The following is a 15,519-nucleotide window of genomic DNA, read 5'->3' as shown; positions in this document are numbered from 1 at the left end:
CGCCCGTTGGCGTGCAGCTCCAGCAGGGCGGGGAAGTCGCGCTCGGGCAGGCAGTCGCCGTACCAGGACGACTTCAGCGCCCCGCCGCGGCCGAAGACGTCCAGCAGCGGCACGCTCAGCTGCATCTGGGGCGTGGGTACACCCACCAGCACCACGACCCCGGCCAGATCGCGCGCGTAGAACGCCTGCCGCCAGGTCTCGGGCCGGCCCACCGCGTCGATGACCACGTCGGCGCCGACGCCGTCGGTGACCTCCTGCACGGCGGCGACGACACCGTCCTCGTCGAGCCCGGAGGAGTTCACGGTGTGCGTGGCGCCCAGCGCCTTGGCCCAGGTCAGCTTCTTGTCGTCGATGTCGACCGCCACGATGCGCCGGGCCCCGGCCAGGACCGCCCCGGCGATCGCCGCGCAGCCCACCCCGCCGCAGCCGATGACCGCGACGCTGTCGCCGCGGGTCACCGGGGCGGTGTTGACGGCCGCGCCGATGCCGGCCATGACCCCGCAGCCCAGCAGACCGGCCACCGCCGGGTCGAAGGAGGTGCCGGTGCCGTCGTAGATCGAGGTGTCGATGCGGGTGGCCTGGCCGGCGGCCACCAGCGTCTTGGGCGCGAACGCCCCGATGCCCAGCGCGGGCGTCAGCGCCGTGCCGTCGCTCAAGGTCATCTTCTGCGTGGCGTTGTGCGTGGCGAAGCAGTACTGCGGCCGGCCCCGCTTGCACGCGCGGCACTGCCCGCACACCGCCCGCCAGTTCAGCACGACGGCATCGCCCACGGCGACGTTGCTGACGCCCTCGCCGATCGCTGCGACGGTGCCGGCGGCCTCGTGGCCCAGCAGGAAGGGGAACTCGTCGGTGATGCCGCCCTCGCGGTAGTGCAGGTCGGTGTGGCAGACCCCGCACGCGGCGACGTCCACCACCACCTCCCCGGCGATCGGCTCGGGCACGACGATGTCGACCATCTCCACGGGCTTGCCCCGGTCGAGGGACACGACGGCGGGAACGGTGTACGGCATGCAGGGCTCCGATGATCGCTGGTGGTTCTCGAACGGGTAGCGGCCCGGCTCGTGCCGGCACCGGGGCGGGCCCTCAGCCGGCGGCGTGCAGCCAGGCGACGGCGTCGTCGCGGTACCGGGTCAGGCCCTTGTAGTCGACCATGTCCTGCGGCAGTTCCTGCAGCACCGAGGCGAGCCCGGCACGCCACTCGGGAACGGTGGCCAGGTCCTGCAGGGACATCATGTAGGAGCGGATGAGGAACAGGACGCAGCCGCTGTCGGGCAGGCGCAGCAGGTGCTGGACCTCCACGCGCAGGTGCAGCCGGTGGCCGATGTCGTCCCTGCTCAGCAGCCGGCGGTCGCGCCCCCACTCGGGGTAGGTCTCGGTGGAGGTGTCCAGCCGGTGGTCGACGCTCATCGTCCAGTTCGTGCGCCGGTACGGTTCCCCGGGTTGCAGGCGCATGAGGAACTGCTCGGCTCGGGGGATGATGCCTTCCTCGTGCACGCGGGGCACGGGACCGTGGATCTGCAGGAAGCTCATGCCCACGTCGAAGTTCATCGACCAGTCGGCGGCGAAGGTCACCAGACCGGCATCGCCCCACAGGTGCCCCTCGCGCTGGTCGAGCAGGACCATGTCCTCCTGGACCTGCTCGCCGATGTAGAGCAGCGGGCTGGTGGGCAGGGTGGACTCGTCCCCCAGCACGAACGTGTGCTGCCGGCCCAGCAGGTCGTTGCGCCAGGTCCAGGAACCGTCGTCCCCCTGCTGCAGGTGCATGCTGCCGGGGTGGTCGGCAGCCAGCTCGCGCATCACCAGCAGCATCGCGTCCCAGGTCGCGGGCACCATGTGCGGCAGGACGGCGTGGCGCGAGGGGTCGGCGTGCAGGATGGCGGCACGTTGCCGCAGTTCGTCGTGGTAGTCGCCGTCGATGTCGATGATGCGTCCGCCCCAGGACCCGGCACCGGTGCGGGTCCGCTGCAGAGCCGGTTCCACGTTGGTGGAGTACCGGTAGTGCCGGGCGGGGAAGGGCCAGGGGAAGGCGGCGATGCGTTCGTGCAGCGCCGGGCGGGTGTGGTCGGTGGTGGTCACAGGTCGATCTCCACGCTCTCGTCGGCGCTGCGCGACACGCACGCCATGATGCTGTCGTTCGCCGCGCGCTCCTCGGCGCTCAGGTACAGGTCGCGGTGCTCGATCCGCCCGGAGCGCACGGTCAGCCGGCACTCCCCGCAGACGCCCTGGCGGCAGCGGTTGGGGACGGCCACCCCTCCCGCTTCCAGGGCTTCGAGCAGGCTGGTGCCGCTGGGGACGTCGATAGCCCGCCCCGAGGAGGTCAGCCGCGCGGTGAAGGGCCTGCCCGGGGGGAGTTCGTCCACGGCGAAGCGTTCGGCGTGGACGCGCTCGGCCGGCCAGCCGGCCGCCAGGGCGCACTGCTGGACGGTGTCGATCAGGGCGCTGGGTCCGCACGTGTACACGTGCGTGCCCAGCGGTTGCCCGGCGAGGGCCTCCTGCAGGTGGCGGCGGGTGGCGGCACGCCCGTGCACCTCCTGCAGCCGCTGCTCGCACAGCCGGCGCAGCTCCTGCACGTGCGCGCCGTGACCGGGGCGGTAGCTGTAGAGCAGGGTGAAGGAGCGGTTCCACTGCAGCGCGGCGCGCACGTGCGAGAGCATCGCGGTGATGCCGATGCCGCCCGCGACGAGCAGGTGGTGGCGGGCGGTGAGCACGGGCGCGAAGGCGCTGCGCGGCACCGAGGCGGTGACGACCGCGCCGGGGTGCAGTTGCGCGTGCACCCAGGCGCTGCCGCCGCGGCCCGTGCGATGGTGCAGCACGGAGATCGAGTACGTGGCCGGCTCGATCGTGGGGCCGGTCAGCGAGTACGCGTTGCGCCGCTGCCCGCACGTGAGCACCAGGTGGCTGCCGGGGGTGAAGGAGGGGAGCCGGCTGCCGTCGAGCGCGGCCAGCACGACGGTGCGCACGTCGGGTGCGGCCTGCAGGACGTCCACCACGCGCAGCTGCAACGGGTCGCTGCCGGTGCGGCGGCCCGGCGGTGGTGCTGCGGGGGTGGCGCCCGCGCCGGGGTCCTGCGCTCCCGGGGGGGACGTCAGCGCGGTGGTGAGGGTCACGGTTGTTCCTCCGCATCGGCCATGAAACCCATGTAACCGGCGTGCCGGCGCGAGACGTGGTGGTACACCAGCAGTTCCCTGCCGCAGCCGGAGCAGGGGCAGGTGGCGCCCACGTCCGCGTCGGTCGACGTGGTGCTCCTGCAGTGGGTGCACAGCACGTTCTTGCGGTCGGTGCTCACCGCGTGGGCGGTGATCTCCGCATCGACGGCTCCCTGTGCGCGCACCACGGCGCAGGTGGCCAGCACGTCCGCTTCGGGACCCGCCACGCAGAGGCGCCAGCCGACGCGGGCACCGCCGGCCTGGCGCTGTGCCCAGCGGACCCCCGAGGGGTCGCCCTCGGCCACCCGGTGCTCCTGCACCGGGTGGCCGAGGAGGTGCAGCTGCTCGATCCACGCGCGGGTGACCTCGTGGGCCCGCGCGCCGAAGGACAGGACCGCGTAGGAGCGGCCGGTGACGTCCACCTCGGGTGGTGCGCTGTCCCAGACGGGGACGCTGGTGGGCACGGGGGCATCCTTCCGGTCGTCACTGCGAGCAGCTGGTCCCCGCGGTGCCTGGCGGGGCGGGGGCGGTCCGGTCAGGGGGCGAAGGTGCGGTGACCCACGTAGAACGCCAGGGCCCGGTCGGGGGTGGAGAAGAGGATGGTGCTGCCCTTGGGGAAGAAGATGGCGTCCTTGGCCCTGGCGATGAGGACCTGGCCGGTGTCGGCGTCCTCGAGGCGGAACTCACCCTCCAGGACGACCTTCATCTCGTCGTAGGTGTACTCGTAGCGCAGCGGCTCGTCGGTGTGGTGCAGCTCGAAGTAGCCGGAGGCCATCGGCGAGCCGTCCGGGTTGGCGTAGACGTCGCCGATGTACCCCTCGGTGCCGGCGAACTCCGGCTCGTCCATCTTGGGGAGGTTCTTCCACGCGTCCGGGGTCACGCGGAACGGCGTCTTCGTGATCTGCACGGGGGTGCTCCTCTGGGAGGGTGGGTGCGGGTTCCGGGGTGCGTCGAGGACGGCGGTCACCCACTGCTGAGATACGGCGTCCTCTGTCAGTAAACAAGAGCACCCGTTACGGCGGGAGGACGCGCTCGTTACAACTTCGTTTCCGGGCGCCCGGGACGCTGCGGCGGCCCGCGGGCGAGGCGATACCGGGCGGGAACGAGCGCGAAACGCCGTTGAAACACCGGTGCTGTCTACTGTCAGTAGATGAAGGTATCCCAGGTGAGACAGTCCAAGGAGGACCCCGTGACCGCACCCGTGACAGACCTGGCCGTGGCCGAGGGCGGGCCCCCGGGCACCGCTACCCCCGTCGTGCACGCGGGCCCCGCGGCGGCGCTGAGCCCCGGAGCGACGCAGTCCCTGGCGAGCATGGCCCGCGCCGACGGTGTGCGCTACCTGCTGGCCACCTTCACCACCCTCACCGGCAAGCCGTGCTCGAAGCTCGTGCCGGTCTCCGCGGCCGACGAGCTCGAGGCGGAGGGCTGCGGCTTCGCCGGCTACGCCGCCGGCGCGATGGGGCAGGTCCCCGCCGACCCGGACGTCGTCGCGGTCCCCGACCTCTCCTCCTACACCCCGCTGCCGTTCGTGCGTCCCGGCCTGGCGATGGTGCACTGCGACCCGCACGTGAACGGCGTGCCGTACGCCTACGCGCCCCGGGTGATCCTGCGCGAGCAGCTGCGCCGGGCGGCCGAGCTAGGGCTGAGCCTCTCGGTGGGTGCCGAGGTCGAGTACTTCCTCGTCAAGCGCGGTCTCGACGGCCGGCTCGTGACGGCGGACGCCTCCGACGACGCCGATCAACCCTGCTACGACACCCGTGGTGTCACCCGGATGTACGACCACCTCGCGGCGGTCTCGGACGCCATGGACGAGCTGGGCTGGGGTCCCTACGCCAGCGACCACGAGGACGGCAACGGGCAGTTCGAGCAGAACTTCCACTACGCCGACGCCCTGACGACGGCCGACCGCGTCACGACGCTGCGCTACGTCATCCAGATGCTCGCCGAGCAGCGCGGGATGATCGCGACCTACATGCCGAAACCCTTCACCGACCGCACCGGCAGCGGGATGCACCTGCACCTGTCGCTGTGGGGCACGCAGGAGGCCGGTGGCGGGGCGCGCTTCCCGGTCGGCGCCGGTCACGACCCGCACGGCCTGGGGCTGTCGGCCACCGGGTACGGGTTCGTCGCCGGGCTGCTGCAGCACGCCCCGGCGCTGCAGGCGCTCATCGCCCCCACGGTGAACTCCTACAAGCGCACCGGTGCGACCTCGACGGCGTCGGGAGCCACGTGGGCGCCGCGCGCGGCGACCTACGGCGGCAACGACCGCACCCACCTCGTGCGCGTCCCGGACGCGAGCCGGGTGGAACTGCGCGCCGGCGACGGCGCGGCCAGCTCGCACCTGGCCGCCGCCGGGGCGCTGGGTGCCGGCCTGGACGGCGTGCGGCGCGCCCTGGACCCCGGTGCCCCCGGGGCCCGCCCGCAGGGGGCGCCGCTGCTGCCGCGCACGCTGCTCGACGCCGTGCACGCCCTCGAGTCCGACCCGGTCGTGGCCGGCGTCCTGGACGCCGTCGACCCCGCCGCGGGCGTCTCGCGCTACTACGCCGAGCTCAAGCGCGAGGAGTTCTACTCCTGGCACAGCCGGGTCACCTCCTGGGAGGTCGACCGCTACCTCACCGCGGTCTGAGCCCCTGGATACTGACAGGAAACATCGGCTACTATTAAGACACAGACCCCGACCACCCCCGGAGGACGCTGATGTGCGGCATCGCCGGTCTGCACCTGCGCGATCGCGCACTGCACCCCCAGCTGGGCTCGCTGCTGCGGTCCATGCTCTGCCAGGCCGCCGAGCGCGGCACCGACGCCGCGGGCGTCGGCCTCTACGGCGACCCCGCCCTCACCCCGGCGGGCCGCTCCACCGTCTGCGTCATCGACGCCCCCGTCCCCGCCGAGCGGGCCGCCGCGCTGCTGGACGCCGCCGGCGTCGGGCCGGTGGAGTTCCGCGCCGCCGGCCAGACCAGCGTGTTCTCCGCCCCCGCCTCCCCGGAGGTGCTGGAGGCCGCGGTGCGCGCCGCGCTGCCGGGCGCCGTGGTCACCAGCCGGGGCGACGCCCTCGCCGTGCTCAAGGGCACCGGCCACCCCGACGAACTGGCCACCGCGTTCCGCCTCGCCGACGCCACCGGGTACCAGGGCGTCGCCCACACCCGCATGGCGACGGAGTCCGCGGTCACCTCCACCGGCTCGCACCCCTACTCCGTCGGACCGGATCAGTGCATGGTCCACAACGGCTCGTTCTCCAACCACGCCACGATCCGGCGCGAGCTGATGGCCGAGGGGATCACCTTCGACTCCCAGAACGACACCGAGGTCGGCGCCCGGTTCGTCGCCAAGCACCTCGCCGAGGGCGCCGACGTGGAGAAGGCGCTGCGCCTGCTGTGCGAGCGGTTCGACGGGTTCTACACCCTGCTGGTGGCCACCGAGAACTCCTTCGCCGTCGTCCGCGACGCCATCGCCTGCAAGCCCGCCGTCGTCGCCGAGACCGACGCCTGGGTCGCGGTGGCTTCGGAGTACCGCTACCTCGCCGGTCTGCCCGGCATCGAGTCCGCCCGCATCTTCGAACCCGAGCCGGAAGTGGTGTACGCATGGGAACGCTGACCGAGCACCTCCTCGAGACCGCTGAGGTCGAGGTCCCCGCGCCGACCGTCGTCGACCTCGCCGTCGAACCGGTGCGGGAGCTGAACTCCCGGCTGCACGCCCTGCCGGAGGGTGACACCTCCGCCTGGCGCGTGCTGAACCCCGACGGCGCCCACAGCATCGCCGTCGGCCTGGACCGCCCGGTCACCGTGGAGGTCGACGGGCACGTCGGCTACTACTGCGCCGGCATGAACCAGCACGCCACCGTCGAGGTCCACGGCAACGCCGGCGTCGGCGTCTCGGAGAACATGATGTCCGGGCGCGTGCACGTGCACGGCGACGCCTCCCAGTCCGCCGGCGCCACCGCCCACGGCGGCCTGCTCGTCGTCGACGGCAACGCCGCGGCCCGCTGCGGCATCTCCATGAAGGGGGTGGACATCGTCGTCGGCGGGAACGTCGGCCACATGAGCGGATTCATGGCGCAGGCCGGCCGGATGGTCGTGTGCGGCGACGCCGGCGACGCGCTCGGCGACTCGATCTACGAGGCCCGCATCTACGTCAAGGGTTCCGTGGCCTCCCTCGGCGCGGACTGCGTGCGCAAGGAGATGCGCGAGGAGCACCTGGCCGAGCTGGCCGGGCTCCTGACCGCCGCCGGCCGGGACGACGACCCGGCCGACTTCACCCGCTACGGCTCGTCCCGCACGCTCTACAACTTCCACGTCGACAACGCCTCGGCGTACTGAACCGGACGACTGAGGAGAACCCCGTGCCCATCGACTCCACCCCCGGGGAACTGGCCGCCAAGGGCCTGCGCGAGTCCGCCACCTTCGACCGCGCCACGATCGCCGCCATCCAGCACGCCGCGCGCACCGGCATCTACGACATCCGCGGCGGTGGCGCCAAGCGCAAGCTCCCGCACTTCGACGACCTGCTGTTCCTGGGTGCGAGCATGTCCCGCTACCCGCTGGAGGGCTACCGCGAGCGCTGCGACACCGACGTGGTCCTCGGTTCGAGGAACGCGAAGTTCCCGCTGCACCTGTCCACCCCCGTCACCATCGCGGGCATGAGCTTCGGCGCCCTGTCCGGGCGGGCGAAGGAGGCCCTGGGGCGCGGCGCCAGCGAGGTCGGCACCTCCACCACCACCGGCGACGGCGGCATGACCGAGGAGGAGCGCGGGCAGTCCAAGCACCTCGTCTACCAGTACCTGCCCTCCCGGTACGGGATGAACCCCGACCACCTGCGCGCCGCCGACGCCATCGAGGTCGTCCTCGGTCAGGGCGCCAAGCCCGGCGGCGGCGGCATGCTGCTCGGGCAGAAGATCACGGAGCGGGTCGCCGGGATGCGCACCCTGCCGGTGGGCGTGGACCAGCGCTCCGCGTGCCGGCACCCCGACTGGACCGGCCCCGACGACCTCGCCATCAAGATCGGCGAGCTGCGGGAGATCACCGACTGGGAGAAGCCGATCTACGTCAAGGTCGGCGCCTCGCGCACCTACTACGACGTCAAGCTCGCCGTGAAGGCCGGTGCCGACGTCGTCGTCGTCGACGGCATGCAGGGCGGCACCGCCGCCACCCAGGACGTGTTCATCGAGCACGTCGGCATCCCCACCCTCGCCGCGATCCCGCAGGCGGTGCAGGCGCTGCAGGAGATGGGCGTGCACCGCGAGGTGCAGCTGATCGTCTCCGGCGGGATCCGCAACGGCGCCGACCTGGCCAAGTGCATGGCGCTGGGCGCCGACGCCGTCGCCATCGGCACCGCCGCGCTCATCGCCCTGGGCGACAACGACCCGGCCCTGGACGAGGAGTACCGCAAGCTCGGTTCCGCCGCCGGGTACTACGACGACTGGCAGGCGGGGAAGGACCCCGCCGGCATCACCACCCAGGACCCCGAGCTGCAGCAGCGCCTGGACCCGGTGGCCGCCGGGCACCGCCTGGCGAACTACCTGCGCGTGATGACGATGGAGGCGCAGATCATCGCCCGCGCCTGCGGCAAGGCGCACCTGCACCACCTGGAACCGGAGGACATGGTGGCGCTGAGCATCGAGGCGGCTGCCATGGCCCGGCTGCCGCTGGCCGGCACGTCGTGGGTCCCGGGCCAGGGGCTCTGAACCCCGCACCGGGCCTCGCCCGGTACTCGGCCGCGCACGACGAGCCGTGGCGCAACGGCCGCGGCACGACGCGGCGGCTGCACCCGGCACCCGGGGCCGGGGCGGGAGACGGCTGGCGGGTGAGCGTGGCGACGCTGGGGGAGGCGGGGGAGTTCTCCGCCTTCCCCGGCGTGGACCGGGTGTTCACACCGGTGGACGCGCCCGTCGACCTCACCGTCGACGGGCGCACCACCCGCGTCCACCCCGGAACCCCGGTGCGGTTCGCCGGGGAGGCGAGCGTCACGGCGGCACTGCCGCACGGGCCGACCCGTGCGGTGAACGTGATGACCGAGCGCACGCGGTGCCGCGTCACGGTGCTGGTGCGCACGGTGGACGGGCCGGTGCAACCGACGACGGCGCTGCTCCTGCTGGACGGGGAGGGCGTCGCGACGGGCGGTGAGAGGGTGGTGGCGCTGGACCTCGTGCACGGTCCGGTGCAGTGCCGAGGAAGCGTGCTGGAGATCGGCGTGGTGGGCGCCGAGGGCGGAGGAGTCGTCTCGTGAGCAGTTCGCAGTACCTGGTGGTCGGTGCCGGGCTGGCCGGTGCGGCCACCGCCTGGCAGCTCGCCGAGCGCGGGCACGAGGTGACGCTCGTGGAGCGCACCGAACCCGCCGCCCACGACGGCAGCTCCCACGGCTCGGCGCGGATCTTCCGCTACGCCTACCCCGAGCGCGACTACGTCGAGATGGTGGTGCGCGCCGCCGCCGGCTTCCGGGAGCTGGAGCGCCTGCACGGCGCCCCGCTGCTGACCCCCACCGGTGCCCTCGACCACGGCTCCGGCCGGGACCCGCGTGCGCTGGCGCGGGTGCTGGAGGCCGTGGGCGTCGAGCACGAACTGCTCGACGCGGACGCCGCCCGCGCGCGCTGGCCGCAGCTCGTCGTCGACGGCGAGGTGCTGCACCAGCCCGGCGGAGCGGTGATCGACGCCGAGAGCACCGTGCGCGCCATGGTCGCCCTCGCCCGGGCCCGCGGCGCGCAGGTCCGCACCGGCTGGCCGCTAGTCCGGCTGGAACGCACCGCCACCGGGTTCACCGCGCACTCCACCGAGGGCCGAGCGATCGACGCCGGGCACGTCGTCGTCTCCGCCGGCGGCTGGCTGCCCGACCTGCTCGGCGAGCTGCCGCTGCCTCCGGGTTTCCTCGACGCGTTCCCCGCGCTGGAGGTCATGCAGGAGAACGCGTTCCACTTCCCGTACCGCGACGAACACCCGCACGGCACCTGGCCGACCCTCATCCACAAGGTCCCCGAGATCCAGGTGTACGCGCTGCCCGGCGGCCGTGACGCGGGGTTCCGCGGCCAGAAGGTCGCCGAGTACAACGGCGGCCGCTCCATCGGCTCCGCCTCGAAGCAGTCCGGCGACGTCGACGGCGCCAACCGCGCCCGCGTCGTGGACTACGTGCGCCGCTACCTGCCGGGCCTGGTACCCGAGCCGTACGCGGAGACGACCTGCCTGTTCACCAACACCCCCACGGAGGACTTCGTGATCGACGGAACCGACGGGATCACCGTCGTGTCCCCGTGCTCGGGGCACGGGGCGAAGTTCGCACCGCTGCTGGGCGAGATCGCCGCCGACGTCGCCACCGGCACCGCCGCAGCACCGGAGCGGTTCCGCGTCGGGGCGGTGCGCGCCGGTGCCTGAGCTGACCGCCCCCACCGGCGTCGCCTCCGTCGCCGGGCTGCTCGGCGACATCGCCGGAACAGGCCGCGACGCCTCGCGCGGCGGCTACTCCCGTCCGGTGTTCTCCACCGCCGAGCGCGACCTGGTGGCCTGGTTCACCGACCAGGCGCAGCGCCGCGGCCTGGACGTCGAGACCGACCGCAACGGGATCGTGTGGGCGTGGTGGAACCCCGCCGGTGCGCCGCTGACGGGTTCCGTCGTCACCGGCAGCCACCTGGACTCCGTCCCCGGCGGCGGCGCGTTCGACGGCCCCCTGGGCGTGGCGTCCTCCCTGGCCGCGCTGGACCACCTGCGTGCGCGGGGGTCCGCCCCCGCCCGCCCCCTGGGCATCGCGGTGTTCCCCGAGGAGGAGGGCTCCCGGTTCGGTGTCGCCTGCCTGGGTTCTCGCCTGCTCACCGGGGCCCTGGCCCCCGAGCGCGCGCTGAACCTCACCGGTCCAGACGGCACGTCGTTCGCCGATGCCGCCCGCGCCGCCGGCCTCGACCCCCGCCACGTCGGCCGCGACGACGAGGCGCTGTCCCGCATCGGGGTGTTCCTCGAACTGCACGTCGAGCAGGGCCGCGGGCTCATCGACCTCGGCGCTCCCGTCGCGGTGGCCAGTTCCGTCCTCGGGCACGGCCGCTGGCGGCTGACGATCACCGGGGAGGGCAACCACGCCGGCGCCACCCTCATGGCCGACCGGCGCGACCCCGTGGTCGCCGCTGCCGCCGCGGTCCTGGCCGTCCGCGACGTCGCGCGGCAGCACGACGGCGCCCGCGCCACCGTCGGCCGGATCGTGCCCGTGCCCGGCGGGACGAACGTCATCGCCGGCCGCGTCGACGCCTGGCTGGACGTGCGCCACCCCGACGACGACGTCACCGCCGCCGTCGTCGCCGAGATCACCCGCCGCGCGCAGCACGCCGCCGCCGTGGAGGGCTGCACGGCCACCGTCACGGAGGAGTCGCTCAGCCCCACCGCGCACTTCGACGCGGGGCTGCGCGAGCGGCTGCGCGAGGTGCTGCCCGGCGCGCCCGTGCTCGCCACCGGCGCCGGTCACGACGCCGCCGTCCTCGCCGACCACGTGCCCACCGGGATGCTGTTCGTGCGCAACCCGACGGGGGTGTCGCACTCGCCGGCCGAGCACGTCGAGGACCCCGACGCCGAGGCCGGTGCGCTCGCGCTGGCCGACGCGCTGGCCGAGCTGCTCACCGCGCCCGCGTGAGGTTCACGACGAGGGGGAGTGCTCCCCGTACGCGGTGACCGAGAGGAACTTCACGGGCAGTTCCACGAGCTCCTCCGGCCCGTGCGGGCCCTCCCCGTCGAACTGCAGCGCGTCCCCGGGGCGCATCGTGTACCTGGACTCGCCGTGCCCGTACACCATGGCGCCCTCGAGCACGTAGAGGATCTCGGTACCGGGGTGCTGGAACAGCGGGAACACCTCGCTGGCCTCGGTGAGCGTGACCAGCACCGCCTCCATGCGCTTGTGCGGGCCGCGCAGCGCACCGAGCAGTTCGTACAGGTGACCCTGGCGGGAGCCGCGCCGCACGATCTGCGCGCCGTGCCCGGCGGGCACGAACACGGCGTCGCGCTCGGCGTCCACGCCGCGGAACAGCGCCGTCACCGGCACCTCCAGCCCGGCGGCCAGGCGCGCCAGCGTCGTCAGGCTGCACGAGGTCTGCGCGTTCTCGATCTTCGAGAGCATCGCCTTGGAGATGCCGACCCGCTCGGCCATCTCCGCCACCGAGATCCCCGCCGCGCTGCGGTACGCGCGCACCTGCGCGGCGATCGCGCGCTCCAGGTCGCCCTCCTGCGGGCCGACCGCGCTGCGGGGGACCTCGCTGCCCGGGCTCCCGGTGCGGACGTCGTCCCCGTGCGCGCTCATGCGGCGATTATGCCCGGGTGGGCGGGACCGGGTCGGGAACCCGCCGGCCGGGAACGCACCCGCCGGGGACCCTGGTGCCCCGGCACCGGGGCGCCTACCCTCCGTGCATGTCGACGGCGAGCGGGGCCCCGGACGAGTTCGACGCGGTCGTCGTGGGGTCGGGGGTCAACGGCATGGTCGCCGCGGCGGAGCTGGCCGGTGCCGGCTGGTCGGTGGCGCTGCTGGAGCGCAACCCCGTCCTCGGCGGGTTCACGGGCTCCGCGGAGCGGACGGTGCCCGGGCACGTCCACGACTCCTACTCCTCCTGGCACCCGCTGTTCGTCACCGGCGGCGCGTACGCCGCCCTCGGCGCGGACCTGCACCGGCACGGGCTGGAGTACGCCGACACCGACGGGCCGCTGACGGCCAGCGTCGCCGACGACGGCCGCGTCAGCCTCGCCTACCGCGATCCGGAGGAGACCGCGGCCGCGTTCGAGCACCCCGAGGACCGCGACGCCTACCTGGCGCACCTGGCGAGGTTCGGCCGCAGCGCCTCCGCGCTGGGCGGGCTGCTGGGCGGGCCCGTGCGCTCCCCGGCCGCGGTGGGCTCCCTGCTGGGGCTGCTGCGCGGCAACGGTCCGCGCGGCAGCGAGGCGTGGCTGCGCGACGCCGTCACCAGCGGCCGGGGTTTCGTGCAGCGCGAGTTCCGCGGCCGCGAGGTGGACCACCTGTGGGTGCCGTGGCTGCTGCACGCCGGGCTGTCCCCGGACCACGCCTCCGGCGGCGCGATGGTCCCGGTGTTCGCCGCGACCCTGCACGCCGCGGGCATGCCGGTGGTGCGCGGCGGCAGCAGCCGGTTCGTGGACGCCTTCGCCGCGCTGCTGCGCGAGCGCGGCGCCACCGTTCTCACCGGCGCCGAGGTGCACCGCGTCGAGGTGGTCGCCGGGCGCGCCCGCGGCGTGGTCCTCGCCGACGGGACGGTGCTGCGCGCTCGGCGGGCGGTGCTGGCGTCGGTGTCCGCGCCCGCCCTGTACGCCGGCGGGCTGGTGCCGCCCGAGGTCGTGCCCGAGCGGGTGCGCCGGGACGCGCAGCGGGTGCGGTGGGGGCGCGCCGCCGCCCAGGTGCACGTGGCGCTGTCGCGGCCGCTGGACTGGAACGACCCCCGGCTGGCCCGGGTACCGCTGGTGCACCTGTCCGACGGCGCCGCCAGCACCGGCATCGCCTGCGCGGAGGCCGACGCCGGCCTCCTGCCGCGCCGGCCCACCGTCGTCGTCGGCCAGCAGCACGTCCTCGACCCCTCCCGCGCGCCGGAAGGCGCGGCGACGCTGTGGCTGCAGCTGCAGGAGCTGCCGTTCTCCCCGCTCGGCGACGCCGCCGGCGAGCTGGACACCAGCGGCGGCTGGACCGGGGAGCTGGCCGCCGGGTACGCCGACCGCGTCCTGGGCCGCATCGAGCGCCACGCCCCGGGCCTGCGCGAGTCGGTCCTCGGCGTGGAGGTCATCACCCCGGTGGACCTGCAGCGGTACAACCCCAACGCCGGCGACGGCGACCCGTACGGCGGCTCCGCCCAGCTGGACCAGAGCTACGTGTGGCGGCCGGTGGCCTCCTGGGGCCGGCACCGCACGCCCGTGGCGGGGCTGTGGCAGATCGGGGCGGCCACCCACCCCGGCGCGGGACTGGGCGCCGGCTCCGGGCACCTGGTCGCCGCCACGCTGCTGGCCCGCGAACGTCGCCGCGAGACCACCGCGCGGCTGCTGCGGCGCCGGAGCTGACGCGACCCCACGAAGCCCCCGGGTGCGCGTCTGCCACGATGCGGCCACCCAGAGCCCCGGGAGGCCGATCGTGAGCACGCTGTCCACCCTGCTGTCCGCGCTGTCCACCGGCGACGTGGAGGTCGTCGACCTGACGGCGCCGCTGAGCCCGGACACCCCCGTGCTGCAGCTGCCCACCCCGTTCGCCAACACGATCCCGCTGAGCCTGGAACCGGTGAGCGACTTCGACGACGCCGGCCCCGCGTGGGCGTGGAACGACATCCACACCGGCGAGCACACCGGCACCCACCTCGACGCCCCCGTGCACTGGATCAGCGGCCGCGACGGGCTGTCGGTGGACCGGATCGCGCCGTCGCGCCTGATCGGGCCGGTCGCGGTCGTGGACGGGACGGCGCAGGCGCAGGCCGACCCGGACTTCCTGCTGGAACCGGAGCACCTGCAGGCGTGGGAGGCCGAGCACGGTCCCTTCCCCGCCGGCGGCTGGGTGTTCTTCCGCACCGGCTGGAGCGCCCGCTCGAGCTCGCAGGAGGAGTTCCTCAACGCCGACGAGTCCGGCCCGCACACCCCCGGCATCTCCGCCGCCGGTGCCCGCTGGCTCGCGGAGAACACCGCGGTCTCCGGGTACGGCGTGGAGACGGTCGGGATCGACGCCGGCGCGGCCGGGGGTTTCGACCCGGCGTTCCCTGCCCACTACTTCCTGCTGGGCGCCGACAAGTACGGCCTGACGCAGCTGCAGAACCTGCACCGGCTGCCGGTCACCGGTGCCGTGGTGGTCGTCGCGCCGCTGCCCGTGGTCGGCGGCACCGGCAGCCCGGCGCGGGTGCTGGCGCTCGTCGAGCGGTCCTGAGGGTGGACGGCACCGTCGCCGGTCTCGTCGGCCGGGTCCTGGCGCAGCTGGGCGTGGCTCGCGCGTTCGGCGTGGTCGGCAGCGGGAACTTCGCCGTCACCAACGCCCTCGTGGCGCACGGGGTGCCGTTCACCGCCGCTCGCCACGAGGGCGGGGCGGCGACGATGGCCGACGCGTTCGCCCGCACCAGCGGGCACCTCGCCGTCGTCACCACCCACCAGGGGTGCGGGCTGACGAACGCGGTCACGGGCATCGCGGAGGCCGCGAAGTCCCGCACCCCGCTGATCGTCCTGACCGCCGACACGGCCGGTCCCGCGGTGCGGTCGAACTTCCGCATCGACCAGGACGCGCTGGCCCGCAGCGTCGGCGCGGTGCCCGAACGCGTCCACTCGGCGGGCAGCGCCGTCGCCGACGTGGTGGGGGGGGGGGGGGGGGGGGGGGGGGGGGGGGGGGGGGGGGGGGGGGGGGGGGGGGGGGGGGGGGGGGGGGGGGCGGGGGGGGGGGGGGGGGGGGGGGG

General features: G+C 74.3%; 16 protein-coding genes. 10 read left to right on the top strand and 6 right to left on the bottom strand.

Annotated features, from left to right (window positions below):
• From ACRYR8_RS18960 to ACRYR8_RS18940, 5 genes are all read right to left on the bottom strand, one after another.
• On the bottom strand, positions 1–1,010 hold a 1,010-nt coding region (locus tag ACRYR8_RS18960; RefSeq protein WP_432486051.1), incomplete at its 3' end, for an S-(hydroxymethyl)mycothiol dehydrogenase.
• Positions 1,011–1,083: 73 nt separating this feature from the next.
• Positions 1,084–2,076: a heme-dependent oxidative N-demethylase family protein gene (locus ACRYR8_RS18955; RefSeq protein ID WP_432486050.1), complete on the bottom strand. Its 993-nt coding sequence runs from the start codon at positions 2,074–2,076 to the stop codon at positions 1,084–1,086.
• Entirely contained in the window at positions 2,073–3,002 is a 930-nt protein-coding gene (locus ACRYR8_RS18950; protein WP_432486054.1) for a PDR/VanB family oxidoreductase, read from the bottom strand. The genes ACRYR8_RS18955 and ACRYR8_RS18950 overlap by 4 nt, the downstream gene beginning before the upstream one ends.
• 101 nt (positions 3,003–3,103) lie before the next feature.
• Positions 3,104–3,610, bottom strand: coding sequence for a dimethylamine monooxygenase subunit DmmA family protein (locus ACRYR8_RS18945; protein ID WP_432486049.1), 507 nt, complete (start codon positions 3,608–3,610; stop codon positions 3,104–3,106).
• A gap of 71 nt (positions 3,611–3,681) precedes the next feature.
• Positions 3,682–4,053 (bottom strand): cupin domain-containing protein, encoded by a 372-nt coding sequence (locus ACRYR8_RS18940; RefSeq protein WP_432486048.1) that lies wholly within the window; start codon positions 4,051–4,053, stop codon positions 3,682–3,684.
• Positions 4,054–4,458: 405 nt separating this feature from the next.
• Here ACRYR8_RS18940 and glnT point away from each other — a divergent pair, with 405 nt between their 5' ends.
• From glnT to ACRYR8_RS18905, 7 genes are all read left to right on the top strand, one after another.
• Positions 4,459–5,772 (top strand): type III glutamate--ammonia ligase, encoded by a 1,314-nt coding sequence (gene glnT, locus ACRYR8_RS18935; RefSeq protein WP_432486053.1) that lies wholly within the window; start codon positions 4,459–4,461, stop codon positions 5,770–5,772.
• Positions 5,773–5,843: 71 nt separating this feature from the next.
• Complete coding sequence (locus ACRYR8_RS18930) at positions 5,844–6,740, top strand: class II glutamine amidotransferase domain-containing protein (RefSeq protein ID WP_432486047.1); 897 nt, start codon at positions 5,844–5,846, stop codon at positions 6,738–6,740.
• A complete protein-coding gene (locus ACRYR8_RS18925) occupies positions 6,728–7,462 on the top strand; it encodes a GltB/FmdC/FwdC-like GXGXG domain-containing protein (protein ID WP_432486046.1) in 735 nt (244 codons plus the stop codon). Before ACRYR8_RS18930 ends, ACRYR8_RS18925 begins: the two co-directional genes overlap by 13 nt.
• 29 nt (positions 7,463–7,491) lie before the next feature.
• Positions 7,492–8,826 carry an FMN-binding glutamate synthase family protein gene (locus ACRYR8_RS18920; protein ID WP_432486052.1) on the top strand — a complete coding sequence of 445 codons (1,335 nt, stop codon included), beginning with the start codon at positions 7,492–7,494 and terminating at the stop codon, positions 8,824–8,826.
• Complete coding sequence (locus ACRYR8_RS18915; protein WP_432486177.1) at positions 8,802–9,368, top strand: HutD/Ves family protein; 567 nt, start codon at positions 8,802–8,804, stop codon at positions 9,366–9,368. Before ACRYR8_RS18920 ends, ACRYR8_RS18915 begins: the two co-directional genes overlap by 25 nt.
• Complete coding sequence (locus tag ACRYR8_RS18910; protein WP_432485522.1) at positions 9,365–10,504, top strand: FAD-dependent oxidoreductase; 1,140 nt, start codon at positions 9,365–9,367, stop codon at positions 10,502–10,504. The genes ACRYR8_RS18915 and ACRYR8_RS18910 overlap by 4 nt, the downstream gene beginning before the upstream one ends.
• Before the next feature lies 1 nt (position 10,505).
• The gene (locus tag ACRYR8_RS18905; RefSeq protein WP_432485530.1) at positions 10,506–11,744 is read left to right on the top strand and encodes an allantoate amidohydrolase; all 1,239 of its coding nucleotides are present in this window, start codon (positions 10,506–10,508) and stop codon (positions 11,742–11,744) included.
• A gap of 3 nt (positions 11,745–11,747) precedes the next feature.
• Here the strand turns inward: ACRYR8_RS18905 and ACRYR8_RS18900 are convergent, their stop codons facing one another.
• Positions 11,748–12,404 (bottom strand): helix-turn-helix domain-containing protein, encoded by a 657-nt coding sequence (locus ACRYR8_RS18900; RefSeq protein WP_432485523.1) that lies wholly within the window; start codon positions 12,402–12,404, stop codon positions 11,748–11,750.
• 107 nt (positions 12,405–12,511) lie between these two features.
• Between ACRYR8_RS18900 and ACRYR8_RS18895 the strand changes: the two genes are divergently transcribed.
• The 3 genes from ACRYR8_RS18895 to ACRYR8_RS18885 form a co-directional block, all read left to right on the top strand.
• Positions 12,512–14,155, top strand: coding sequence for a phytoene desaturase family protein (locus tag ACRYR8_RS18895; RefSeq protein ID WP_432485524.1), 1,644 nt, complete (start codon positions 12,512–12,514; stop codon positions 14,153–14,155).
• Positions 14,156–14,225: 70 nt separating this feature from the next.
• Positions 14,226–15,002 carry a cyclase family protein gene (locus ACRYR8_RS18890; protein WP_432485525.1) on the top strand — a complete coding sequence of 259 codons (777 nt, stop codon included), beginning with the start codon at positions 14,226–14,228 and terminating at the stop codon, positions 15,000–15,002.
• 2 nt (positions 15,003–15,004) lie between these two features.
• The coding region (locus tag ACRYR8_RS18885) for a thiamine pyrophosphate-binding protein (RefSeq protein WP_432486176.1) at positions 15,005–15,519 on the top strand (515 nt) is incomplete at its 3' end.

Origin of the sequence: Kineococcus esterisolvens (assembly GCF_050871405.1) — a bacterium.
Lineage (GTDB): Bacteria > Actinomycetota > Actinomycetes > Actinomycetales > Kineococcaceae > Kineococcus.
This window is presented reverse-complemented; position numbering and strand designations above follow the sequence as displayed.

Excerpts from the sequence above, each read along its gene's own strand:
- glnT (WP_432486053.1), top strand. The coding sequence starts at position 4,459 with ATGGCCCGCGCCGACGGTGTGCGCTACCTGCTGGCCACCTTCACCACC.
- ACRYR8_RS18930 (WP_432486047.1), top strand. The coding sequence starts at position 5,844 with ATGTGCGGCATCGCCGGTCTGCACCTGCGCGATCGCGCACTGCACCCC.
- ACRYR8_RS18925 (WP_432486046.1), top strand. The coding sequence starts at position 6,728 with ATGGGAACGCTGACCGAGCACCTCCTCGAGACCGCTGAGGTCGAGGTC.
- ACRYR8_RS18900 (WP_432485523.1), bottom strand. The coding sequence starts at position 12,404 with ATGAGCGCGCACGGGGACGACGTCCGCACCGGGAGCCCGGGCAGCGAG.
- ACRYR8_RS18895 (WP_432485524.1), top strand. The coding sequence starts at position 12,512 with ATGTCGACGGCGAGCGGGGCCCCGGACGAGTTCGACGCGGTCGTCGTG.